The following is a 24684-nucleotide window of genomic DNA, read 5'->3' as shown; positions in this document are numbered from 1 at the left end:
TAATTTATAGTGAAATTTTCTATTCAATGTAAATTAGTTTTCATATAAAAATGAGGTGTCCTTTGATTCTAATATTTGTTCTGCACTCTTCTGTAATAAATCTATAACCTTATCAGATAGGGCATTACCAAAGCTGAAACGTTTTACGCCACACTCATTTAGTTCGTTGCAGTTTGTTAATCCAGGCAATGATAAAACATTAAGGGGAGCGTTTACATTTGCTACGATTTCTTTGATTTCATTTTTTTGAAGTAGACCAGGGACAAAAATACCACTTGCTCCACTCTCTACATAATACTTTGCCCGCTCTATTGTTTCAGGAAGAGGATTTTCCAATTGAAAATATGTATCCGTTCTAGCATTAATATAGAAATCTTTGTAGCCATGCTGCTCTAAAGCAGTTCTGATTTTTGATAAAAGGTTACAGTGCTCAGTTATATCTTTTAACCCTTTTTGTTTTTTGAGTGAATCCTCAATGTTGATACCAGCAACACCTACATCTGCCGTCCTTAAAACATTATCAACTATGGTTTCTGTATCTTCCCCGTAACCTGCTTCAATGTCCGCGGACACAGGTATTTTCACATTGTCTGTAATTGTTTTGATGATTCCTAAATGCCTCTTAAAATCAATTAATTCTCCATCTGCATATCCTAGCGAGTTTGCAATCCCCCAACTCGTTGTACCAACTGCTTTGAATCCTGCTTTCTCTAAAGATAAGGCTGATAAAAGATCCCAAGCATTACCTAAAAACAATAAATCCTTTGAATGATGTAGATTATTGAATTCCTGGATTTTGTTCATTTTTTTCCTCCAAATGTTAATTTAAAATCATATTAACAGGAGATCTACGTTCATTTCGTCCTCAATCTTGCTCTTATAGTCTAATAAGGCGAGGGTTTTTTCATTCAAGTTAAAGTTATTAAACTTAATTCTAATTAATATCAATTATTCCTTATTCTACAATCCTGCTAGGTTTGTTCAATAAATTCCATAAAAAAGGCGTTAATCCTTTTAGATCAACGCACCCGATAAACGGAAAATCATTTATGTTAATTTTAGATGATATGAACTCATTATTTCATTTAATTAATGGATTAAGTAATTACAATTCAGCTAATTTCTTTGACAACACCCCCTCTTATATTTCTAATACTATCCTCTAGTACTTTTTTTGTACTAGGGTGTAAAAGAATCTTATTGGTAAGATAATCTAAGGTAGAATCTTGACTATCCTTCCTCATTCCTTTGATAACGAACGTTAATCATTCACAGACCATTTCAATGAGATATTTCTAGGCATAGGGTTCAGTGGTAACTAATTCTTAATTCGTTTGCTAACTTCTATCGTAATGAACTCCGGCAAATAATTGGGAGTACATCCTTTTGATACCATTTCATCTTTGAAAAGACCCGTTTTCTCCCCAAGTTTAATACAACGTGCTCGATACTTTTCATCATAAACGCCTATCCAGCCTGCGGTGAAATTCATAGCCCATTGAACTTCCGGTTCTTCCTGCATAATAGTAGCTTCAATTGCAGATAGTAAGTCTTCGGTGTTAGCAGGCGGTGTTTGTCCAGTCCATCTCAATCGACCTTGAAAATACCAGAAAGCTCTCCTTTGAAGAGCAGAAGGGCTATTTTCCCATGACTCCATCAATGCTATGTTCTTCTTGTCTTTAGTGAGCTGATTAGCCATTAACCAATCCATCAAGTTATTTCGCTCATCAAGAGTGTGAGTCTGCATATCCTTATCAAGCTTATTTAGTACATCTTGTGAAAGAAGTTTTTTGTCCATAATTAAGATTGCCAAGAGTCTGGGCAAAAACTCCCCCGTTGACCAAAGTTCCATAGCTAGTTCGTGATCTTTTTTTATGTCCTTCGCGATTTTTCGTAAGTCGCCTAGCTTCGTTTTAGTATTGAGCTGAGATAGAGTGTTTTCTGCTTTCGAAGAGCGTTTTATTTCTGTGCTTTTATTTTTATTCATTTGACACACTCCTTATTAAAGCAATGTTTCATATTATGTTATTTGCGATATATTTCGTTATAAGTCAGTCTTGTTGCATACAATTTTACCATAACAATGAAAAAGGAGTGATTCATTTCACCGTTACTTATGTTAGGGTTCCAAACTACTAGTGCTAAACTACATCTTCAACAATCTGGCCGGATTTATAAAGAAAGGACACATTTCTTATTACAGAAACGCACCCGATAGTTGAATAATTAAATTTGCTTCTCTATGTAGACCCCTCATAAATCCCTCTAGATAAAGAGTTACTCATTCCCATCTATCTAATTCCTCACGTTAATAGTTATTACAGTTGCTGTTACTGCTGCTATAAGAATTTGAATAGTATTCACCTAATAGTGAAAAAAGAAAGTAATTAAAACCGCGTGTTCTAGTTTTGTCCATATGCCAAAAGAGCTTCCCATGTGTAGCAAAATCCTGTAGTATCGATAAGGGCACCCTAAAAATAAAAAGAGGTGCGTAATTATGTATGGCGTTATAAATTATGAAGCATTTTTGCTCACAGGAATTCTATTGAATTTAATTCCTGGAACCGACACGATGTACATCATCGGAAGAAGTATGTCACAAGGTAGAAAAGCAGGTGTGTATTCTGTTTTAGGTATTATTACAGGTTCTTTGGTTCACACATTGTTTGTAGCGTTTGGTTTATCATTGATACTTGTAAAATCTGTTTTTCTGTTTAATACGATTAAAATTATTGGTGTTATATACTTGGTGTATTTAGGCATTCGGATGATACTGGACAAGTCCAATCTATCTTTTCAAGCTGCGACAGATTCCCTTAAAATACGAAAGATCTATATACAAGGGATGCTAACGAGTCTTACAAATCCAAAAGTTTCAATGTTTTTCATTGCATTTCTTCCACAATTTATAGACACCAAAGCGGTTGGACCCATTCCTTTTTTGATTTTAGGACTGACCTTTACAGCCACTGGATTACTATGGTGTTTATTTGTTGCGTATTTCTCTTCCTACGTTACGAAAAAACTAAGAGGAAACCAAAAAATTGGGACTGTTTTGAACAAACTAACTGGACTTATTTTTATCGGTATGGGGATTAAGCTTTTACAAACAAAAGCCCCTCATTAAATCTATATAAATCAACAAGATATGCCCCCACAGATGTTTTAAATCTTTATAAGGAACGATCGATATACTACTTCCATAAACAGTCTCTTCGTCTAATAGTAGATAAAGAGACTGTTTTTATTGTAGATCTGTGTTCTTGATGATTCATTAAATTTAAAAAGACAAATAAAACGACCAGTCGCTGCTGGTCGTTTTATTTTGTTTGATATCCGACAATTGCACCCGTTTATGGAGTAAGATTCACAGTAATAATCAATGTTTGTACAATATAAATCTCAATATAAAGAAGCTTTGGTATATGCCTACACCAAGGGTTTTCGTTTTAACCGATTGAACCTTTAACTAAGCGAGAAAGTCGAGAACTCGCTTGATTACAAGTTTCGTCGCTTCAGCATCGTAAGACGGTATACTGCTGTCGGTAAAGAGATGTTCCTTGCCTTCGTACAGAAAAAGTTCAGCAAGATTGGCTGAAGCCGCAAGTTCATGGGCAGCGTCGATATCGCCGTCTTCAACGAAAAAAGGATCAGAACTCATGGCGTGAATTTGCACAGGCAAGTCGGCCGGCCACTGAGATTCAAACACCGAGGTTGGGAGACAGGCATGAAAAAACAGTGCGCCTCTGGCGCCTTCACGAGTTTGAGCGAGCTGCTGTGCTGCCGGGACACCTAGTGAAAAACCAGCATAGACAACATCGCGTGAAAGCTCGCTCGCTGCCCGAACTCCGCGCGCCGTCACTTCATTAAATCCAATTTCCTTAACAAATGCCAAGCCTTCCTCCAGCGTGGAAAACATGCGACCGTCAAATAAATCTGGCACGTACACAGTATGCCCCGCCTCTCTCAGTTGCTCAGCGATTTCTTCAATCCCCTTCGTTTTACCTAAAACATGGTGTAACAACAAAACTTCTGCCATCGTTTTTTCCTCCAATTTAATGAATTTCATATGTGTGAATTTCGACAAAAAATCCTGTTTGACCTACCAGAATTTTACGATTTAGAAAAGTCTACCTTAAAAACCTACCGCTTGCTTATTCAACAATTCTGCTACGTTTGTTTAATAAGTTCATTAAAAAGTGCGTTAATCCTTCTTGAATTAACGCACCCGATTACGGAATAACTATATTTTTCTCCTCAGTTTGAACTCTTCAACTGATTATAGGCAAGGAATTTTTCAGACCAATCTCCATGGCGGAACAAGGGAATAGTTGACCCATCCGCAAGCTGGGCATCTATATTTAGTGCAGATGAACCGATCATAAAATCTATATGAATGAGACTTTTATTTGCTCCATTAAGTTGGAGTTCTTGATCAGACATGTTTTCTCCTCCTACTAGATTATTTGGAAAGGACTGTCCTAATGCTAGATGACAAGAAGCATTTTCATCAAATAAAGTATTATAAAACGTAAGATTCATATTAGAAATTAGAGAATGATGAGGCACTAGAGCTACTTCGCCTAGAAAGCGCGCTCCTTCATCTGTATGTAGAATTGAATTTAGTACTTCTTTTCCTTTTACAGCTGTAAATTGGACGACTTTCCCTTCTTTAAACGTAAGTGAAAAATCCTCAATTATACTCCCATTGAAGTTAAGAGGTCTTGTACTAGCAACGATTCCATTTATGCCTTCCTTCTTAGGAATCGTAAAAACTTCCTCAGTAGGCATATTGGACACAAATGGAATTCCCCTTCTATTCATTCTAGATCCATAAAGCCATTGATGTTTCTCAGGCAGTTCGATCGTTAAATCAGTACTAGGTCCTAGATAAACTAGTTTTTGAATATGAAGTGCATTTAATTGTTCAGTTGTTTTCTTTAACGAATTCAGGTGATTTTTCCAATTGGTAATCGGGTCTATACTATCTATTCTGGCTGCTTGAAAAATAATGTCCCATAGTTTTGCTTTTCCTTCATCCACAGGAAGTTCTGGAAAACATTTAGTACTCCAAGAGTCAGATGGGACATTTACAATAACCCAACTAATTTTATTCAAATGAGTATGTTCTAAATATGGTCTTCTGATTGCAGAGCGCTCATTCGCATACCTAGTACTACGTTCAACTGATACATCAGTTAATAGCTCTGGATTTGGTGCTTGGATAAATAACACAGCTGCATTTTCATTTGCGTATTTTTCAAGACCATTTGCTTTCCATTCTGGATAATACCCTAAAGATGTATATGGTGCTTGTTTATGATTGATTAGCGTCAACTCATCATCTGACCATTCATGATGGACGTACGATGCACCAAGTTCATATGCGTAGCTAGTTACTGTCCGTACAAAAGGTGCAGACTGTATTGGTGCTTCAATAATAAGTTTTTGTCCATGCTGTATATTCAAACCGATACGTAGAACAGTTTCTGCATACTTTTCAATATTTTGATTTACCATAGAGTCTGACAATTTGTAGCCTCCCTTTTTAATTTGTTTCATGTTTGAATAGCTGCATTCTTACTACACCTGCTTGTTTGATAAAAATAATTTATCCTTCTCCTATAATTATTTTATGTAGTCTTAACTTCAATAAAAAATGCACTTCTCCTTGTTTGAAGAAATGCACCCGATTGTGGAATATCAATTTTGAATTATGGCATAGTCAAGTATTTCCTGATAGAGTTCGTTCCAACTCGGATAAAATTCTGTTACATCGCTTGGACTTACAAAAATTCTTTCTTGTGACTCATACCCCGCTTCAAAGTCGTGTAATTGGTCAATTTCAAATCGATAAAAAACTTGAAAACCTACTTTTGGATATTTACTATTTTCATCCCATTTAGCATTTTCATTGTGGTCAACAATGATATGTCCTAAAAGAGAGCATCTTCCCGTAACATAACCTTCTTCATATGCTTCACGCTTTAGACATTCTTCGGGTGTTTCATTACATTCGATATGACCTCCAGGAAAGTCCCATCCTCTTCGGTTTAAATTTACTAAAAGTAACTTATCATCTTTAAAACAAAATCCGTGAACGCTGGTAATTTGTTCTGCAGGAGGAAGTTGATTATCAAGTATCCACGTTAACTTTACTATCGCTTCTCCCCATTTAACATATTCTGTCGTCATAAGTGTATTATCCCCTTTAAAATACACAACTCTTATTCCACAATCCTGCTACGTCTGTTCAATAAGTTCCATAAAAAAGTGCAGATCTCCTTCTTGAAGAAATGCACCCGATACTTTAATACCGTGATATATGTTTCAATCAAAATTTATGTCACCATGTTTTCGTCTTTGAGTCGTTTAGGAAATGGGAATTTTAAGGAGAGTATTGCTGTAAAGATAGTGCTATTCGTAAAGGTTGTAGTAGTGTACGAAAATTAAAACACTATAAAAAACCCTGAGTACGAAAATACGTACTCAGAGTTTTAGTGTTTATTGAATAATGAAAGAGCTACCTATTAACGATTCAGGTGTTTTCCCTAGAGTAAGCTGGCTGAGTCTGGAGTATCCAGTATGTTTATACTCTGTGAATACTTTTCTTACTTCATCAATATCCTTGTCACTAGTTAATCGCTGGATTTCTTTTTTATACAAACGAATAACAGATCCGATAACAAATTGAGGCTTGGTATTTTCCGGGTCCTCATTCATGATTAAACATCCCATGTACTGGTATTTTAACTGCATGGTACGGGTCAAGTGAATGACATGTATCAGCTTTTCAAAAAGCTCAGGGTAGGATTGCTCTAATGTATTTAGTGCAGATTGAGCTGATTTCAGTTCGTTCTGGCTGCATAATGTGATCATGCATATACCTCCTCTTTTACATCCCACGGTTTATCAAGAGAGATAACAGCTGCTAATTCTTTACTCTTCAATCGTCTCAGCTTTCGGACTTCTGCCCTTTCTTTTGCTGTTTCATATAAAAATTTCTCTTCCTCTGTTTCAGGAATAACTTGTGGAACATCGACGGGTTTTTTATCTTCACCTAAAGCAACGAAAGTTAAGAAAGCAGTCGCAGCAATTCTTCTCTCGCCTGTTAGCATATCTTCTGCAATCACTTTACAAAAGATCTCCATTGAGCTTTTGCCGGTATATGAGACAAAGGATTCTATGCAGACAGAGTCTGTTTGATGAATAGGATATAAAAAGTCGATTGAATCGGTTGAAGCTGTTACACATTCTTTTACTCTGGCATGTCTGCGTGCAGATAAAGTTGCATTATTATCCAGCTTTCTCATCAAAACACCGCCGAATAAAGTATTATAATTATTTAGATCCAGGGACATAACCTGATCAGTATTAATAATTCTGCTTTCTCGCGCTCTCTTCTTGTTCATATGAATCATTCCTTCCAGAATGTGAATTTCCATTTACAAGGCAAGTGTACGCTTGAAATAACATGAAGTAAAATGGTTATTTTTCATTTACAACATAGACACCCTCTATGTAAATGCTTACATCTATGCCCAATTGGCATAAAAAAAGACAATTCGTGTGGAATCGTCTCTTGCATTATTTTTTAAAGTTGTTCTTTGGCATAACGCAGCCACTCTTTTGCGGCAAAAGATAAATATTGATCCTTTCTCCAAATAAGAGCGAGTTCCCAATTTATTGAGGGATTCACCACATTCATTGTTTTTACTTTTGTGGTAAGGTGCTTGCAAATACTTTCAGGTAATAAAGAAACACCGAGTTTACAAGCGACCATCTCTTCTATAAAGGACCATTGTGAGCTTTCGGAGATCACATGAGGATGAAATCCAGCATGATTACAAGAAGAGATGATCCGGTCATGCAGAACAAAATCCTTATTGAACAGTATAAAAGATTCACTGCTGAGATCCGATAGATCAACTACTTCACATTGAGCAAGTGGATGATCAGGGTGAATAATGAGCTTCAGATCTTCCTTCATAAACGAAAAGTACTGAAAGATATCGTTGTTTGTGGGGAGTACAACTACTCCGATATCCAAGAGATGATTAGCTACTTCTTCTTCGATTTTCTTCGATCCATCCTCCATCAATTCGAATGTAATGGCTGGATACTTCTCATGAAAACTTCCCACCAGTTTCGGAAAGAGACGAGAATTAAAAATAGGAGGTAATCCAATTCGAACATGTCCTTTTTGAAGTCCCAGCAAATTATCCATTTCTGATTCTAAATTGTTAAAAGCTTTATCGACGAGTTTAGCCTGTTCATAGATGACTCTGCCAGCATCGGTTAATATGAGCTTCTTTCTGCTGGAACGGTCAAATAGAACCAATCCTAGTTCATCTTCTAAATTTTTGATCATTTTACTTATGGTTGGCTGAGTGATGAACAATTCTTTAGCTGCACGGGTAAAACTGTTATATTTTGCAACCTCAATGAAATATTGTAATTGTTTAATATCCATTCCGACACCTGCATTCATATTGAAAAATGTTTTGAGTTTAGTATGTTGCTTTTCAAAATAAATTACAAACACTACAAAAAAGTCCCGATCCCATTAGTCGCCAGGTGGGGTCTGTTTGCACAGATCTAACTTCCATAAAAACTCCTTTAGAATAGATCAGTATAGAGGAAAAAAGGAAAACAGGTGCCCTTATTCTAACGGGTTCCCTTTAGGAGGAGATCCGATTTGTTTTTTCATAATCCTTATTCTCCTAAAATCGATTTAAAAGCTGAACGTCTGCTGTGTGTTGAATAAGTTCCATGAAAATTCCAATCCAATTACTTTCTCTCCCAACCCAAATGGAAAATATCAAGCCAGTAGTTTTCTACACGCTATCTTTCTTGGAATTCTTTTTCTCTTATTTTTGCTTGCCTACCAAAATTTTTAAATAACTTATTATGATTCATATATTCTTCCTTTCTTCAGAATGAATTAGTTAACTTGATACTGAGAGGTCAGTTTTCCCTAACAAATATAATTTCTATAGTTAGTACCTCTTTTACCAAACTTCCATAAAAAAATGCATTTCTCCTCCTTGAAGAAATGCCATAAAAACTTGTTCATACTTTTAATCGATTATGAGGGGTCCAGATTTTTCGGGAGTCTTTACCTGTTCTTTTATTCTGGACTTCCCGCAGACAATGTAAAAATAGAGCTTTCTTGATGGATTGATTAGTTTTTGATATCTGTAAGCGGTTGGATTTTAAGATCATAATCGACCTTCAACTTCATTAGCTCCCATCTGTTTAACCATTCCCTCCCATTAAGAGGTTTTGAGAAAGGTCTCAAGGTATAATTTCTTAATTGTAAGGGGTCAACCTTATTCTCCTGAAGCTTTTTTAAAAACTTGGTAGTTTGTTTTTCCAAATACGATTCAATTTCTGATTCGAATCTTGAAAGCTCATCACTGGTAAGTATGTTATGTTTCCGTGCAATTTCGTCAAGTCGTCCGTTTAATTGGACGTTGAGATTCAGTTCAGAATATGATTTATCTATATTCAATTGGCTATTGGCTTTCACATGGCCAAGAACAATTGATAAATCACGAATCGCAAAATACTTTAAAAAGTGATCGTTGCCGATAAGCTGGTATATTTGCTCTTCCATGTTGTTCGTGGTTTCGATTAATTTGTCATTTTTAAATATGCCAGTACCTAGGTATTGGAAATTTTCATCACTTGCTTCAAATACAGGCACTACGGGAGAATGCGCTGGTGAATGAAGTGTCTTCATGAATTGATGCAAATTTATTATTGTCAACTTCCCCTGATTATCGTAATGCTTGAACATCCGATAGAGATAATAATCTAGGTCTTCTTGCATTTTCAGTTGATTATTGATGTACTCATCGAAATTCCCTCTGACAACGGCTAGATACAAACGTTTAGAAATATCAGGATCTGTCAAAATCGTATCAATCAATGGACTGATTCCTTCTTTTGCAATTTCTTCACTAATCAACAGCATCCGGAGTTGACCAACTTTCAATTCTCTATAATACTTTAAATTGAAACCCTTCATACCTTCTTTTAACAAGTCGACTTGAACAGTCAAAAGGCGTTTATGTTCTTTTACAAGGGGAGGTATCAAAGTGCTCATTCGGTAGTTCTCATCCTCCCCTTTTTGAATCGACCAAAAAGTCACAGGAGCAATTTCTTCAATCAGATTTTTTTCTGCAATAGGCGAACAACCAAATAAAGCAATTATATTAACAAAAATGAAGAAAAGTGTTTTGGTATGTTTATGTTTCATACTAGAAACGGCCCTTTCGCTTTAAAGAGATGAAAAGAAGTAATGGTACGAATAAGTATGTGAGTGCTCCTGCCCATATCTCTAGCTCTAACAAAATATTTTGATTAGTTGCCTTTTTCCACAACAATTCATTACTCATCATTATACAAATGAAAAATATAGCACAACATAGTGCAAACCCTAATCGAGTCGTTTGATCTTTCGTTTTCTTCAAAGTAATACGAGTTGCACCATAAAAAAATAACAGGAAGATTGTTATGGCGAATACAAAGTGAAATAAATATACAGAGATTAAAATTATATCTATTCGCTCAAACACTGGTGACTGCAAGTAACGTATCATTTCCATCATCGGTAATTTGTTTTCTCCAAGATAATGTGATCCGAAAAAAAACAAAGATGCAATAAATATAATCAGATATTCAAAAATGGTAAATGCATTTCCGATTGTCATGTATTTGAGGATTTTTTCTCTCTTATTGAACCAAGGCGCAAGTAAAATCAAATATTCCGGGCCAGAAAAGGCTGACCAGATGAATAGTACACTTTTCCATGATTTTCTCGTCCATTCATATGGTATTAACGGAAATAAATCATGTATAGTGGCAGAGGGATGAAAAGGCAGTTTTAATAATAACAATAGCATCCAAGCTGTACATAAAAAGGCAATGACGATAAAACGAATGGTATTGGTCATCCCTAGTGAAGCAACATACCAGCAAATTAGTAAAATGAACAGAAGCATCCAGTTCGTATTAACTGAAGGAAAGATGAAATGTTGTGCTACTTCTATATATCCGAGTATAATTACAATCACTTTTAATAATATGAAACCGATTCCGATGAAAGCTAGTAACCGTACCATGCGTTCACCAAAAAGTTCTACAAAACCTTCGTAGCCTTTAGATGCATACATGGAATTAAACCATTTCGATAACATGAATATACTGATTTGTGATAATAACCCTACAATGATAATCATCCAAATCATATAGGGATGTATAAGAAAAACGGGCATAATGATTGCAAAATATAACATTTGTATCCTATTGACCATTAAAGTCATATAAATCCCCTGATACGAAGAGGTTTTCTCGAACAATGAAAATTCAGTCAAGGGATCATCTCCTTCGGCTATATCGCCATTTCTGTAGAGGATGAAGAGCCTCTGGCCTTGTTTTCATCCAATGCAATGGACCACGGATAAATAGATCAAGCCAATCTTTCCCATAAAAAGGGGCAACAGGGGTAAAATATGGTTGTTTCAAAGAAGTAAGTGCATTCAAATTGACTAAAAGTAAAATGATGCCCATAAAGATGCCCATTACTCCAAGAAAAGAAGCAAGGATCAATAGCGTAAACTGTATTAATGTAGTCGCTTTAGTCATCAAGTAATTCGGCACAAGAAACGAAGCAATAGCAGAAATACCAACCAAAACAATTAGCACTTGACTAGCGAATCCTGCTTCTACAGCAGCTTGTCCAACGACAATACCACCGATTACGCCTAACGTTTGGCCAGATTTCGTGGGCATTCTTAGACTTGCTTCTTTAATGACCTCAAGTGTTATCAACATAATCAGCGATTCCCAAAATGGAGTTAGTGGCAATTGACTTCTCGTTTCTACAAGGACGAATAGAATTTGCAAGGGAATCATCTGATAATGATGTGTCGTTAAAGCAACATATAGTGGAATCATCAGCAAGGAGAGCATGAAACTTAAATATCTTATGATCCGCAAGAAGCTTGCAACGATCCAGCGATTAATATAATCCTCGGGTGATTGGAATAAATGGAAAAAGTTGATTGGAGCATTCAGGGCAAAAGGTGTATTATCCACTAGAATGGTAACTTTACCCACGCCTAGTGAGTATGCACACACATCGGGACGGTCAGTATGTTGAAATTGTGGAAATACACTATGTTTGTGATCTTCCATAAAGGCTGCTAATTGGGAGGAGTCAAGAATCTGATCATAGTCAATACTCTTGATTTTTTCCCTAGCAATTGATATGAAATCAGGATTCGTTAAACCCTCAATATACATTAAAACAACCTTTGTTTCAGTTAGTGATCCTACCGTGAATTTCTCTGATTTTAATGCTGTTAGAGGTAGCCTTCTACGAATCAATGTAATATTTTGTTCTAAGTTTTCACTGAAACTGTCTTTAGCGCCATAAAGGATTGTTTCTGTTTCAGAGGTTTCTATCGCACGTCCCGTTGGATCTTTAAGATCAACGGAACACCATTGATTTTCAATGGTGTCAAAAAGAAGGATGGCTCCCAGCATCAATTTCTTTTCCGCCTCTTCCAACGTTGTAATTTCAGTAATTTTAGAGACAGAAATGCAAGTTGAAATATTTTCATACTTGCAGAGACGTAAAGGTTCAATAACAGCTTCATTTAACCTTGCTTTATCAATCAATGTTCCTATAAATATCAATACAAATATCTTATTGTTTTGGGTTTGATATTCGATTACTTCAGCGTCTTCCATGTTGTCTATACGTTCGCGGAGAACATCTATTGCGATAGGAATATTAGTTGTCATCTTTTTTGTTCTATTTTCATTTTGGCTTCCTATCCAAATATTCTTCCTTTTCCAAAACATCAACATCAATCTCCCAATAAGGATAATAGTTCTACACCTTTGGTATTATGTTCAGTTTCATATAATTTACTCCATTAGTAAAACAGCCTTGATCTTCAATCATATAAAAATCATTGTTCAAGCTTTTTGATACTATTTTTATTAGAAAGTTGTTATCTCTACTCTGTATATAAAACAGTAATAAAAAAACCACGGTTAAAATGACTAACCCGTGGTAAGTTACTATTCTGAAAAGTTTATTTCTATTTAACTGCTGATGGATCATCAGTTTCCTTTTCCAATACATTCTCAATATAATCTTTACCCCATTCATACATAGCGTCTAAGATTGGTAAAAGTCTTTTTCCATTCTCAGTAAGGGAGTATTCCACTTTTGGTGGAACTACAGGATAAACTTCTCGATGTACGATTAAATGATCTTCCAGTTCTCGCAATTGGTTTACAAGCATCCTCTGAGTAATTCCTGGCATAATGGCCTTTAATTCTCCAAATCTTTTCGTTCCTTCCTTGCCTAGGTGCCACAAAATCAACATTTTCCATTTACCACCTATTACTGCAAGAGTTAATTCTTTTTCACAGTTAAAGTCCTTATCTCCTAAATTAGGCATCTACATTCATTCTCCTTTATTTCATCCAATAGTATACTTTTTGTAACTATATGCGGAAAAAGTGCGTACTTTAAATTTATTTACATACTGAGTATACTAAACAGCATGCTAGTAAGTAAATGAATATTAACATTTACACCCAGCCACTCAGCGCAACAAAATAAAATTATCTATAAGGAGAGAAAATATAAATGAAATTACAATTAGCATTAGATCTTGTCGATATTCCGGGAGCAATTGAATTAGTGAAAGAGGTAGAAGATCATATTGATGTTGTAGAAATTGGTACACCTGTGGTGATCAATGAAGGTCTTAAAGCAGTAAAAGAAGTAAAAGCTGCATTTCCTAACTTAACCGTATTAGCTGATTTGAAAATTATGGATGCAGCTGGATATGAAGTCAGTCAAGCATCTGCTGCAGGTGCTGACATCATTACGATTCTTGGAACTGCAGAAGACGAGTCAATTAAAGGTGCAGTAGAAGAAGCTAAAAAACAAGGGAAACAAATCCTTGCTGATATGATCGCTGTTAAGGATATTACAGCCCGTGCAAAAGAACTAGATGAACTTGGCGTTGATTATATTTGTGTTCATACTGGCTACGATCTTCAAGCAGTTGGAAAGAACTCTTTTGAAGATTTACAAACAATCAAAAGTGTTGTAAAAAATGCTAAAACTGCAATCGCAGGTGGTATTAAGTTAGACACACTTCCAGAAGTCATCAAAGTACAACCAGACCTTGTCATTGTAGGTGGCGGGATTACTGGACAAGCTGATAAAAAAGCTGTTGCTGCTAAAATGCAACAAATGATTAATCAAGGCTAATTCAGTTCATGAATACAACTCAATACCTAGCTGAAATCATAAAAGAGTTAAATCGCTCCGTAGATTTAATTTCGAATGATGAAGCTGAAAAATTAGTTAATGGGATTCTTGAATCAAAAAAAATCTTTGTTGCAGGCGCAGGTAGATCTGGATTTATGGCCAAATCATTCACCATGCGAATGATGCACATGGGGATAGATGTCTACGTGATTGGCGAAACAGTAACCCCTAACTTTGAAAAAGATGACATCTTAATCATTGGATCAGGTTCAGGAGAAACGAAAGGTTTAGTTTCCATGGCTGAGAAGGCAAAAAGCATCGGTGGGACAATTGCAGCTGTAACCATTTTCCCTGAGTCCACTATCGGACAATTAGCGGATATCACAATTAAGTTGCCTGGCTCACCTAAAGATCAGTCGGAGAGTGATTTTAAGACGATTCAACCAATGGGCTCATTATTTGAGCAAACACTTTTACTATTTTACGACGCTGTGATTCTTCGGTTTATGGAGAAAAAAGGTCTGGATACCAATAAAATGTACGGTAAACACGCCAACTTAGAATAAACAATTATTCCATGAGTTCTAAATAGGAAGACCACAAACTGTTTCCATGCAAGATTGTGGTCTTTCTGTTAGTATGTTCTACTTCAATTAGTAATAATTCTAGGAGTGATAGAATGATTTCTTTAAATGGAAAAAATGCAATAGTTACTGGCGCAGGAAGAGGCATTGGGCGTGCTACTGCTATCGCCTTGGCAAAAGAAGGCGTTCATTTAGGCCTAATCGGCTTAAATATGTCTAATCTAGAAAAGGTAACTGCTGAACTAGCACAATTTGATATAAAGGTTTCTGCTGCAACAGCAGATGTAACGGACCTTGAATCCGTTACCCATGCTATTGAACATATCAAATCAGACTTAGGCCAAATTGATATCCTAATCAACAATGCTGGTGTTGCTAAATTTGGTGGGTTCCTTGATCTAACACCAGAAGAATGGGAAAAAATCATCCAAGTCAATTTAATGGGTGTGTATAATGTAACACGAGCAGTATTACCAGGTATGATCGAAAGAAAATCAGGAGATATCATTAATATCTCTTCTTCTGCTGGCCAAAAAGGTGCTCCTGTTACAAGTGCTTACAGTGCTTCTAAATTCGCTGTTTTAGGGCTAACAGAATCACTTATGCTAGAAGTAAGAAAACATAATGTCCGTGTTACTGCTTTAACACCAAGTACGGTCGTTACAGATTTAGCCATTGATACAAATCTTGTTAAAGGCAATGAAGAAAACGTGATGCACCCAGAAGACCTTGCAGAATTAGTCGTGGCTAGTTTGAAATTTAATCCAAGAGTATTTGTCAAAACAGCTGGATTATGGTCAACAAATCCTTCATAAAACGAAGCAGATCCAGTTGGGTCTGCTTCTTTAGTTCGTACAAAGTACGCTTAATAACACGTTAGCTTTTAAGTTCTATAAAGTTACTTGAATTTGGATAAAGGCTTTCATTTGAAAATCCTAAAGAAGTATAAAATTTACCAGCCTGTTCCGTATCTGTATGAAGCACCAAAATTTTATAATCTCTTTTTGCTTCGTCAATTATTTTTTTTATCAAAAGCTTTCCTATACCGTTTCTCCTATACTTTTTACTAACATAAAACCTTCTCACCCTACCAATAGATTGTTCGTTTGAAAATGGGTCTTTATTTAATCCACCAATAGCAACAAGGACCCCTTCTTCATTAAACACTCCCTGAGTATGCAAATACGTACTCAGAGTTTCGGTGATTATTGAATAATGAAGGAGCTAACTGCAAAAAGGAACAGCTACTTATTAGGTTGCTCTTCCATTTTTCGTACAGACATAAGAGTGCTGATCACATAGCCCCAGGCTGCTTTTCATATTCTATCCTGCTCGTGAACTAAGTCACTCCATGTGTAAGTTCATGCCTAATCACATCCAGTGTGTTTGTAAAACCCTACAAAAATAGTTCCCTTATTTATACATGATAATAATGATCACTGGTCATGACTCATACCTCATAAAATGGATCTCCGTGAACTGATATTCTGCCTTTTGCTCATAATATTCCTTTGCAGGGACACTCTATTATCAAAATAAACTTCTACAGGTTGGAGAGTGTCAGAAATGAAGGTTTTATCAATGATCCAGCCATGGGCAAGCCTATTTATCCTTAGAGAGGCAACATATGAAACAAGGTCATGGAGAACGAATTATCGGGGGCCACTTGCCATTCACACAAGTAAAAAAATTGATAAAGACGTCGCTAATCATATAGCCATAAAGTCTTTGCTTGGTAAGCATGGATACACACCAGAGAATCTTCCAACTGGCCATATCATTGCTGTATGCAAACTTGTAGATTGTTTGAAGGTAAATGAAAACAATGAGACATGGGCCATTCTGGAGGATGGTCGAATCGTATCAGGGAATGACTATTTTATGGGTGACTTTATAGTGGGAGGTTATGCTTGGGTAGTTAAAGACATGCAGATGTTGGATGAGTTTATTCCCGCTAAGGGAAAGCTAGGATTATGGGAGCATGATTTAATTTTATAGGAGCTGATACATTGGTATCGATGCGCAGAAATCAGCCCCTTTTTATTTCTCATGCCCTAATAAACTCTGTATCAATAAAAGAGGTGCTCCATTATTGATCATATTAGTAGCGTAGCTATAACGTAATTGGTGGTCTTATAGATGAAAAGTTAATATATACTGTTTTTTCACATTTTCATCTGATAGGTTTATTAATTATTTCAGAAATGCACCCGATTGTGGAATAACTCATTAGGAATGCTACCCTTGACTAGCTAGCTCAGATGGTAAGATTAACCTATCCGTAAAATAGTATTAAACATTCTAGGATTATGTTTTTTAAACGATTGGATAAGTTCCTCACCAAATATAGTTATGGTCTGTTCCCAGGGATGACCTAACAATCCCCAGTTGAATTCCTTTTGTATAAAGAAGTAATAATCCCCATCAGGAAAAATAGGTATTATCCACTCATCAAATTCTTCGTCTTTTGGAAACTCTAAAAAGGGATTGACCCAGTATGAATGGTGTTGCCAATCTAATGCATAAAAATATTTATCATTATTCGTTAATTCTTTAAATGCAAACAATCATTTCTCTTCAAGGTCTTTATAAATCTCATCAAATTCTTTAAAATCTCCTGACCAATTACTATAAACTGAAATATCGTATGTAATGAATGGGCTTGGTAGTTTAAAAGATGGAAATTTAGTAATACTAGGTTTGAATTTAAAATCTTTATAAACCTTTCGCCATACTGCTTTTTCTTCTGATTTACTAAGTTCAATCCAATTATTAATGTTTGATCCCCCCAAAACACTGCTCATCAATAAGGTTAGCAATACCATTTATGCCCTTAAATTCAATACAAAGAGCACTTCTCCTTCTTGAAGAAAAGCACCCTTTAATGGAACATGACAGTGATTTGCTACTGACAAGAAACGGACCAATTGAAGGCTAGAAAGTCTTTCTGAATATCAGGTATCATACCGTTGTTTATACAAGCACTCTTTGCGTGATCAAATGAGTTAACATTTAAAACGATACCTATTTTAAGTAACGATAGGATGATTACTGGAGCTAAATAAGTTTTTCTTTTCATTTTCATACAAAAAACCCCTCACTTCTTTTTAAATCTATCCAACAATCGCCGCCGATTGCTGAATAGTGGGTTGGATTTTAAAAAATAATCCGCACCCAAAGACTTAACCAATATATAAACGGCAATGAAAGTATTATTAGTCCTACAAATCTTAATTGTTTAAAAAAATGAATAATAAAACCTATTCCCCAGATTATAAACGGAAGAAATCTCGAGTAATCTATCTTCGAACTTTCCTCTGAAATAAATCCGATTGCCCCCAAATAACAGTTAATAAATAAAAAAATTCCAGCAAGAAAAATGTAAGTGTATTTAAAAATTGTACCTTTATTTATCCCCTTTGATTTCATAGCCTTTGAAGTTTCCATATACCCCCCCCCAATATAATTCTGTGTAGCTGCTTATACAACAATCCTGCTCGATTGTTTAATAAGTTCCATAAAAAAGTGCACTTCTCCTTCTTGAAGAAATGCACCCGATTGCTAAATAATTCATTTAACTTTCTTACTCATGTAATTATAAAGTCTTTGATATTCATTCAGGGGGAAATCATGGTTCACCCAATTTTCACGGTATCCCTCTATACCATGCTTCTTTAATAATTTGCTAATTGAATTTACAACAGCCTTTATAAAATCACTTAATAAACATTGTTCTTTAAATACAATACTTCTTTCAATCCCACTTACTTTTATTATTGTTATTAATACATCTCGGTCATTTTGCTTCTCGAATTTCCAAACTAATCTTTCAGGTTCTTCCTCCATATTAAAAGTACTTTCATTTATAGGGTAAGGTACACAGCCAGGAGTAATTGTTATTAATGACTTTAGAAGATCACTTAGTGAATCTGTAAGATAACTTGCTATAAAATTGAATTCTTTATTATTGATTTTAATACTACCGCTTGCCCAACCTCTTCCCGACAACTGATACTTAAATTCCATAACTCACCCAGACCATAATATATTTAGAAACTAATACACTAGTTCTCCTTTTATTCAATAAAATAGAGTATTCTCCTTCTTGTAGGAATGCACCCGATTGTTGAATATGGAGTAACACCACTTCATTCATAAAGTTCCTATTTAAAAAGCTATTGATTCATTGCCTTATTCCATCTCAATATATCCAAACATATTTAAAATAAAAAAGAACGAAGATAAGCTTAGTAAGCCACCTAATAGAATTGCTACTGATATTCTACTAAATGGATCTAAATGTAATCCAAAAATATTTGCAACTAAAGCTTCTATTTTTTTATTTAGTCCTTCTTCTTCATTAACCTTTTTGAAAATAAGGTAAATTCCATACCCTAATAGGCATATTCCTGTAATAAATATTAGAACTAAAATAATCGGAAGCAATATTATAAATACCTCATCTGTTTCCCTCATCTCCGCCTCCAATTCCCATTCCTGTAAAAATAATTAAATACATAGTCACAAGTAACTGTATTTCCGTATCATTTAAATTTATCATTTTTAACATAATAAAAGGCATTTCTTTTTAAAGAAATGCACCCGATTGTTTAAAAAGGGAATCCTTATTTTTAAATTAGAAACACCTGCAACAGTATGCTTATCACTAACGCCAAAACTCTAATCAAATAATAATATTTTTTAGATAAAACGGATTGAGATCTTTCAATATACGCAATGACTAAAATCAATCCAAAAACACCAATATAATCTTGAAAACTAACTAACTGTTTATTAGTCCAATTACTATCAATAAAGCTATAAAAGAACAAAAAAAGAAAAGTGTAAGTTCCCATAGCGAATAAAGTTTCTTTAAGTTTTTCCATTTTTTATACCGTACCCTATCTTGTTGATTTTTTATGAGATATTATACTTTTAAGAATTAAATTCCTTGTTCAACTAACCAGAAGAACGGCATATAGTCTTGTGCAACGATAGCACCCGAAAGTTGAATAAGAAAGCCAATTACTTCTTAGGAAGAAACCAATCCATATATGTTTGCTCATCACAAATGATAGCTTCCCAATTCATGTTCCGCACTATCTCATCAATATTTTCTTGTTTAGCCATAAACAAAGTGTTGAAGGAATCATACATACTCATAAAGGCATATTCAATATTATTAGTAGTAACCATCAACTCTGCTGATGACAATTCGCATATTCTTGTTGGTTTTACATCTTTTAACTTCAAACTACCACTAGTATCGAAAATAGGTTCAGAGTAATGTAATAAGGTTGCTTCTTTAGAATCCATTACTTCTAATAATCCTTTTAAAAAAAAAACTGATGTTCTATCTTCATCTGGAAAATAAAGGTCTTGCTGAAGATTCGCATTTAATGAATCAGCCAAATCTGTTTTGGCATAGTCTTCATTTAAAGCACCGATGGAGGTCAATAATGCTAACTCAATTCTGCAAATGAAGCTAGACCGCATTCATCCATCACTGTTTTCCACAAAACTGGTTTAGCATTGTTTAAGATTTCCTCATCAGTTGGATATATGTGTTTGAATGGGTTTTAATTTTTTTTTCTTTGTGTCCAACCTGACGGCATCTCTACAAAGGGATGAAGTAAAATTGCTGCTGAACTAAAATTATCTGGTATTTGACTTAGAATAGTGCACTTAGTATCTAACCTTATGTAATCCAGCAATGAAAACCACCTCTCATCTATAAATCTTACCGATTTGTTCAATAAGTTCATTAGAGCGAATCTCTTTCTTAGAGAAATTCCCCTGTTAGGTTCATAAATTATTTTGAAAATTTTTAATCATTAAAATCACATTTGAGTAGAATCCTTTTTGGGGGACTTAAAAATAATTATAAAAATTATAAAATAAAGTGTAGGGCAAATAATTAAAAACCATATAATATATTTGTGAGGTAGAGTGTTAAAGATTAAGCTAGCTAATATTAAAAAAATTAAAACTGGTAATAAAGATCTTACCACCCTTTTGGTGTTTATCTCCTTATCTTCCAAGTAAATAAACAGACACAAAAAAAAGATTGCCTTAATCAGACTGCTAATACCTCTTAAAATACGTGTTTCATCAAAATCAAATAATATATCACATATGCAATATAATGTGGACAGAACTATGATCCACCGAAGTAATATTTTTTTCATTAGTAATACTCCTTAAAAATTCCCCTTAATGCTACTAACATTTAACATAATATTTTATGAAAAACATTACAATCCAATTTTTTATTATCGAACTAATTTGCACCGTTAGATCATATCTCACCAACTTCTTTATTCAACAATCTGGCCCGATTGTGGAATAACAAAAAAAAGAGCTAACCCTTCGGTCAGCTCATATTTTTTCGTTGTTTTTACATTAATAACCAGTGATGTATATGAATAAAAATTAATAATATTGAATAAATATTACTTGGTAAGGGGAGGTCAAAGTGTTTCTAATAAATTTTGAATTTTTTTCTAATGAATTTTGAAAAAATTCTAATGAATTATGAAAAATCACATCAATCCCCAACAGCAGCATTCCGATCCACTACATCATGAACAAGGAGTACACCTAGTTGGTGGTGTTCGTTTTGATAGAGTGACCCTTGAACGAATCGAATCTCGCCATTTAAATTAAGAACTTCTAGCTTGCAGTATGCAGCGTTGATTTGAAGGGCTCGGTACAAACTTGTTTCTTGTGAAAGTGTGACTCCATTTACTTTTACTATGACTTCGCCAATCTTTAATCCCATCTTTGCAGCGGGTGTCCCTGGTACTACTGAAAGAATCATAACTCCCTGATCTCTTGGTACAAAGTGTGATGGTCTCGTATCATCACGTTGGCTCGTTACGAGTGTAATGAGCTCTCGTCCTGCAAGACCTGCTGCGATTGCTATAGCAATTAGGAGCGGCAAATTATAAAAATGACCTACTGCTGCAATGCCTGTTACGATAAATCCTAAAATCAAAACTTGTCTGCCTAGATGTTTAATCGCTTCTTCCGGCAGTGTATGTGTAACTAGCTGGCGATATCCGATGGCAAACGGTACGAGGAAGAATGAGAATCCTACCGCACCCATCGGAAACAAAGGCCACCAATCTAAAACAGGAATTGAGCCTACAGGTAAAACTAAAAACTGAGGAACAATCCAAAATCTCGTAGCTTCATGTGCACCGATATAATGTCCTCGTTTTCCTTTGAACAGCCGAGGAGAAGTGCGATCTGCACCTTTCCAGATGACCAGTATCCCTTCTTGAATCAAAAGAACACCAATAACGACTGCTAATGAATCAAGTGGCGTTTTTTGAACATCTACAATCCAACGATCTAGAAAAGAAATTCCGAGTTGAAATTTTGGAAGCAACAAACCAACAACTGCCGCTAAACTCACAGCATATGCAGGATTCATAAACCTTGTTTTAAACGTTAAGCCTAAAGCCAAATATACGACACCGATCAAAGCAATCATCCCAAGCGGCAATGTGACACCAGCAGCCACAAAGATTACAGAACCGATGAGTCCGATTAGAATGCCTGGCAGCAATGAAAATATTAAATTATCAATGAAGGGATGCACGCGCACTTTAAATTCTTTTCTCTCTCGTTTTACACGTTTTAATCCAATTAAAAAAGCAACCAGAATAAAACCATAAAAAAGCGGGTGTAAAAAAAGAAGCAGCATACCCTGAAGTAATTCTTTCACAAAGGTGTCTGTCATGTGCGGTCTCTTCCTTTCTCATCTTTCAATTCATCCACTTTTTCTTCAATACGTTTCAATCTTCTATCCGTACTCACAGCTCGCTTCACTAATAAACCAACTCCAACGATGATGGCAATCAGAATTAAAAACATTACCAGCTGATAAAGCACATCTCCAACATTCAATGACTGCATATTGTCTACCCCTTTAAGCATGACAAAGGATTTTATCTTTTAAATCATTTGATTTTCTGTTTAATTTGATACTCACCATAGAAACTATTCAGGGTTTTATTTGTTTTTTGTTAAGACTTCTCTGAATAGTTGATTGGAGCGCAAGGTGCGAGACTCCTGCGGGACAGGCCGGCAGGTGAGACACTTATACGTGAAACGTACGAATGTGGCTCACCGCCTGCCCCGCGGAAAGCGAGCAACCTGGAGCGCAAATCAACCTCTTTGAAGTCATCGTAGCACTACACAAAAAAATTCCGTAGAGAATAATTTCCTCTACGGATAGTATTCGTGTTTCAGTTGTTTTTTCCTGCCATAATCCCTTATTTTGCAAGCAATTCAATCGCCGTTTTACGCTGAACATCGTTCTTATCATCACGGATTGAATCGATCACTTTTGACTCCATCTTACCAGCTGTCTTCGTATCTACTTTCCCTGTTGCTGGCAAGTCGTTCGCGCGCTGGAACGCAGTTACAGCAGCTTGCGTTTTTTCATCAAAGTATCCATCTTCTCTACCCGTCTGGAACCCTAACCCGTTCAACATCACTTGAGCGTTCTTCACTTGCTCGTTGTTCATATCAAACTCTAACGCTTTTTTCTCAACCGTAATTGGGTTTGTGTAGAAGTAGTCTGGCTGCTTCACTTCAAAAGTAGGCTTTACCCCTTTTTTGTGAATCCAGTTTCCATCCGGTGTAAGCCACTTAAACAGTGTAAGCTTGATGTTCGACCCATCACCAAGATCGATCGATTGCTGAACAGTCCCTTTACCGAACGACTTCTCACCAACTAAGTCATAGTTTCCTGCTTCTTTTAGAGCAGCAGCTAAAATTTCAGACGCTGATGCACTACCTTTGTCGATCAAACCGATGATCGGATAATCTTTCTTTTCTTTTAACGTAGAAACATAACGTTCTTTGTTTCCTTTACGGTCTTCAATCTGAACGAATGGCTTTTTCTCAGGAATGATCTGACGAAGAATGCTGTCAACCGCTTCTAGATAGCCACCTGGATTACCACGAACGTCAATAACTAGACCATCAATTTTTTCTTTTTCTAGCTCTGTTAGCTGTTTCTTAAAATCAGCTCCCGTTTTTTCTGAGAAAGATGTGATTTCAAGTACACCGATTTTCTTACCTTTTACTTCTTCAATATCAGAGTAAACCGTCTCGATCGGAATCTCATCACGTGTAACTTTGACTGGCATTACATCGTTAACGCCTGTTCGTTTTACACCAAGTGTTACGATAGATCCTTTTTCACCGCGGATTTTTAATACGGCTTTATAGAGATCGAGTCCTTCAACGCTTTTACCGTCTATCGTGATAATCTGATCGTTTGGCTTGAGTCCTGCTTTTTCAGCAGGTGAATCTTTGAACGGTGCGACGATCGTAACTTTACCGTCTACCATGCTCACTTCTGCCCCAATTCCTTCAAAAGAAGAATCGAGTGACTGTGAAAACTGACTTGCTGTTTCTTCATCCATATAAACCGAATATGGATCTTTTAACGTTTTGACCATTCCTTGAATGGCACCTTCAAGGAGTTTGTCACGATCAACATCTTCTACATAACGAGAAGAGATGATCTCATACGTCTTCTGAAGCTTCGCAAACTCTTCGTCGTTGTCGACTTTCGTTGCGGTCTTCGGAAGATCGTTTACTTCACCATTCTGAACATACTTCGAATCGTTTCCAAACAGTGCCATCGAACCATACATGCCACCGGCACCAACAAGCAAGGAAAGAACAATCAGCAGGGCCAACATTTTTTTATTTACGTTCATTCTGCTCACCTCGTTTTTGCAGGAAAAGGCATCACACCCTGCAAAGTGC

Annotated in this window: 23 protein-coding genes and 3 pseudogenes; 5 read left to right on the top strand and 21 right to left on the bottom strand. The window is 35.8% G+C overall.

The genetic code is table 11. The annotated features are described in order from the left end of the window. Positions 1–33: 33 nt before the first annotated feature. The gene (locus IHV10_RS11095; protein WP_197129098.1) at positions 34–804 is read right to left on the bottom strand and encodes an isocitrate lyase/PEP mutase family protein; all 771 of its coding nucleotides are present in this window, start codon (positions 802–804) and stop codon (positions 34–36) included. Positions 805–1318: 514 nt separating this feature from the next. Further along, positions 1319–1987, bottom strand: a complete 669-nt coding sequence (locus IHV10_RS11090) for a DNA alkylation repair protein (RefSeq protein ID WP_197129095.1) — start codon at positions 1985–1987, stop codon at positions 1319–1321. A 510-nt stretch (positions 1988–2497) separates the two neighbouring features. On the opposite strand from IHV10_RS11090, the gene IHV10_RS11085 reads away from it, so the two are divergent. Continuing rightward, positions 2498–3127 carry a LysE family translocator gene (locus tag IHV10_RS11085; RefSeq protein ID WP_197129092.1) on the top strand — a complete coding sequence of 210 codons (630 nt, stop codon included), beginning with the start codon at positions 2498–2500 and terminating at the stop codon, positions 3125–3127. Positions 3128–3469: 342 nt separating this feature from the next. On the opposite strand, the gene IHV10_RS11080 is transcribed toward IHV10_RS11085, so the two are convergent. The 10 genes from IHV10_RS11080 to IHV10_RS11035 all read right to left on the bottom strand — a co-directional run bounded on the left by IHV10_RS11080 (position 3470) and on the right by IHV10_RS11035 (position 13484). Beyond that, positions 3470–4039: a dienelactone hydrolase family protein gene (locus IHV10_RS11080; RefSeq protein WP_197129089.1), complete on the bottom strand. Its 570-nt coding sequence runs from the start codon at positions 4037–4039 to the stop codon at positions 3470–3472. Between the two features lie 218 nt (positions 4040–4257). Further along, positions 4258–5532, bottom strand: a complete 1275-nt coding sequence (locus IHV10_RS11075) for an aminopeptidase (protein WP_231619506.1) — start codon at positions 5530–5532, stop codon at positions 4258–4260. 171 nt (positions 5533–5703) lie between these two features. Beyond that, entirely contained in the window at positions 5704–6195 is a 492-nt protein-coding gene (locus IHV10_RS11070) for an NUDIX hydrolase (RefSeq protein ID WP_197129086.1), read from the bottom strand. Positions 6196–6504: 309 nt separating this feature from the next. Further along, positions 6505–6879: a hypothetical protein gene (locus IHV10_RS11065; RefSeq protein WP_197129083.1), complete on the bottom strand. Its 375-nt coding sequence runs from the start codon at positions 6877–6879 to the stop codon at positions 6505–6507. Continuing rightward, positions 6876–7412 (bottom strand): acyl-CoA thioesterase, encoded by a 537-nt coding sequence (locus IHV10_RS11060; RefSeq protein WP_197129080.1) that lies wholly within the window; start codon positions 7410–7412, stop codon positions 6876–6878. Before IHV10_RS11060 ends, IHV10_RS11065 begins: the two co-directional genes overlap by 4 nt. A gap of 182 nt (positions 7413–7594) precedes the next feature. Then, on the bottom strand, positions 7595–8473 hold the full coding sequence (gene cidR, locus IHV10_RS11055) for a cidABC operon transcriptional activator CidR (protein WP_197129077.1): 879 nt from the start codon (positions 8471–8473) through the stop codon (positions 7595–7597). Positions 8474–9184: 711 nt separating this feature from the next. Further along, positions 9185–10264, bottom strand: a complete 1080-nt coding sequence (locus tag IHV10_RS11050; RefSeq protein WP_197129074.1) for a Ger(x)C family spore germination protein — start codon at positions 10262–10264, stop codon at positions 9185–9187. A gap of 1 nt (position 10265) precedes the next feature. Next, complete coding sequence (locus IHV10_RS11045; protein WP_197129071.1) at positions 10266–11381, bottom strand: GerAB/ArcD/ProY family transporter; 1116 nt, start codon at positions 11379–11381, stop codon at positions 10266–10268. Between the two features lie 4 nt (positions 11382–11385). Beyond that, positions 11386–12876 (bottom strand): spore germination protein, encoded by a 1491-nt coding sequence (locus tag IHV10_RS11040; protein ID WP_197129068.1) that lies wholly within the window; start codon positions 12874–12876, stop codon positions 11386–11388. A 242-nt stretch (positions 12877–13118) separates the two neighbouring features. After that, positions 13119–13484 carry a winged helix-turn-helix transcriptional regulator gene (locus IHV10_RS11035; RefSeq protein WP_197129065.1) on the bottom strand — a complete coding sequence of 122 codons (366 nt, stop codon included), beginning with the start codon at positions 13482–13484 and terminating at the stop codon, positions 13119–13121. Between the two features lie 191 nt (positions 13485–13675). Between IHV10_RS11035 and hxlA the strand changes: the two genes are divergently transcribed. The 3 genes from hxlA to IHV10_RS11020 all read left to right on the top strand — a co-directional run bounded on the left by hxlA (position 13676) and on the right by IHV10_RS11020 (position 15707). Then, positions 13676–14308: a 3-hexulose-6-phosphate synthase gene (gene hxlA / locus IHV10_RS11030; protein ID WP_197129062.1), complete on the top strand. Its 633-nt coding sequence runs from the start codon at positions 13676–13678 to the stop codon at positions 14306–14308. An 8-nt stretch (positions 14309–14316) separates the two neighbouring features. After that, positions 14317–14874: a 6-phospho-3-hexuloisomerase gene (hxlB, locus tag IHV10_RS11025; protein ID WP_197129059.1), complete on the top strand. Its 558-nt coding sequence runs from the start codon at positions 14317–14319 to the stop codon at positions 14872–14874. A 113-nt stretch (positions 14875–14987) separates the two neighbouring features. Beyond that, positions 14988–15707 (top strand): 3-ketoacyl-ACP reductase, encoded by a 720-nt coding sequence (locus IHV10_RS11020; RefSeq protein ID WP_197129056.1) that lies wholly within the window; start codon positions 14988–14990, stop codon positions 15705–15707. A 61-nt stretch (positions 15708–15768) separates the two neighbouring features. Here IHV10_RS11020 and IHV10_RS11015 read toward each other — a convergent pair whose 3' ends face one another. Beyond that, positions 15769–16074, bottom strand: a complete 306-nt coding sequence (locus IHV10_RS11015; protein WP_197129053.1) for a GNAT family N-acetyltransferase — start codon at positions 16072–16074, stop codon at positions 15769–15771. Positions 16075–16458: 384 nt separating this feature from the next. Between IHV10_RS11015 and IHV10_RS11010 the strand changes: the two genes are divergently transcribed. Beyond that, positions 16459–16890: an ASCH domain-containing protein gene (locus tag IHV10_RS11010; protein WP_197129050.1), complete on the top strand. Its 432-nt coding sequence runs from the start codon at positions 16459–16461 to the stop codon at positions 16888–16890. A gap of 45 nt (positions 16891–16935) precedes the next feature. Here IHV10_RS11010 and IHV10_RS11005 read toward each other — a convergent pair. The 8 genes and pseudogenes from IHV10_RS11005 to IHV10_RS10970 form a co-directional block, all read right to left on the bottom strand. Further along, a pseudogene (locus tag IHV10_RS11005) lies at positions 16936–17022 on the bottom strand (tyrosine-type recombinase/integrase); the annotation flags it as partial. Positions 17023–17162: 140 nt separating this feature from the next. Further along, positions 17163–17669 (bottom strand): annotated as a pseudogene (locus tag IHV10_RS11000) (DUF2716 domain-containing protein). A 793-nt stretch (positions 17670–18462) separates the two neighbouring features. Further along, positions 18463–18918: a hypothetical protein gene (locus IHV10_RS10995; RefSeq protein ID WP_197129047.1), complete on the bottom strand. Its 456-nt coding sequence runs from the start codon at positions 18916–18918 to the stop codon at positions 18463–18465. Positions 18919–19083: 165 nt separating this feature from the next. Further along, positions 19084–19368: a hypothetical protein gene (locus IHV10_RS10990; protein WP_197129044.1), complete on the bottom strand. Its 285-nt coding sequence runs from the start codon at positions 19366–19368 to the stop codon at positions 19084–19086. A 549-nt stretch (positions 19369–19917) separates the two neighbouring features. Continuing rightward, positions 19918–20603 (bottom strand): annotated as a pseudogene (locus IHV10_RS10985) (DUF2711 family protein). 836 nt (positions 20604–21439) lie between these two features. Further along, positions 21440–22639, bottom strand: coding sequence for a PDZ domain-containing protein (locus IHV10_RS10980; protein ID WP_197129041.1), 1200 nt, complete (start codon positions 22637–22639; stop codon positions 21440–21442). Next, entirely contained in the window at positions 22636–22815 is a 180-nt protein-coding gene (locus tag IHV10_RS10975) for a DUF4083 family protein (protein WP_153237408.1), read from the bottom strand. The genes IHV10_RS10980 and IHV10_RS10975 overlap by 4 nt, the downstream gene beginning before the upstream one ends. 359 nt (positions 22816–23174) lie before the next feature. Beyond that, on the bottom strand, positions 23175–24635 hold the full coding sequence (locus IHV10_RS10970) for a S41 family peptidase (RefSeq protein WP_197129036.1): 1461 nt from the start codon (positions 24633–24635) through the stop codon (positions 23175–23177). Positions 24636–24684: the final 49 nt, after the last annotated feature.

The sequence above is a fragment of the Fictibacillus sp. 5RED26 genome (assembly GCF_015903895.1).
Taxonomy (GTDB): domain Bacteria; phylum Bacillota; class Bacilli; order Bacillales; family Fictibacillaceae; genus Fictibacillus; species Fictibacillus phosphorivorans.
This window is presented reverse-complemented; position numbering and strand designations above follow the sequence as displayed.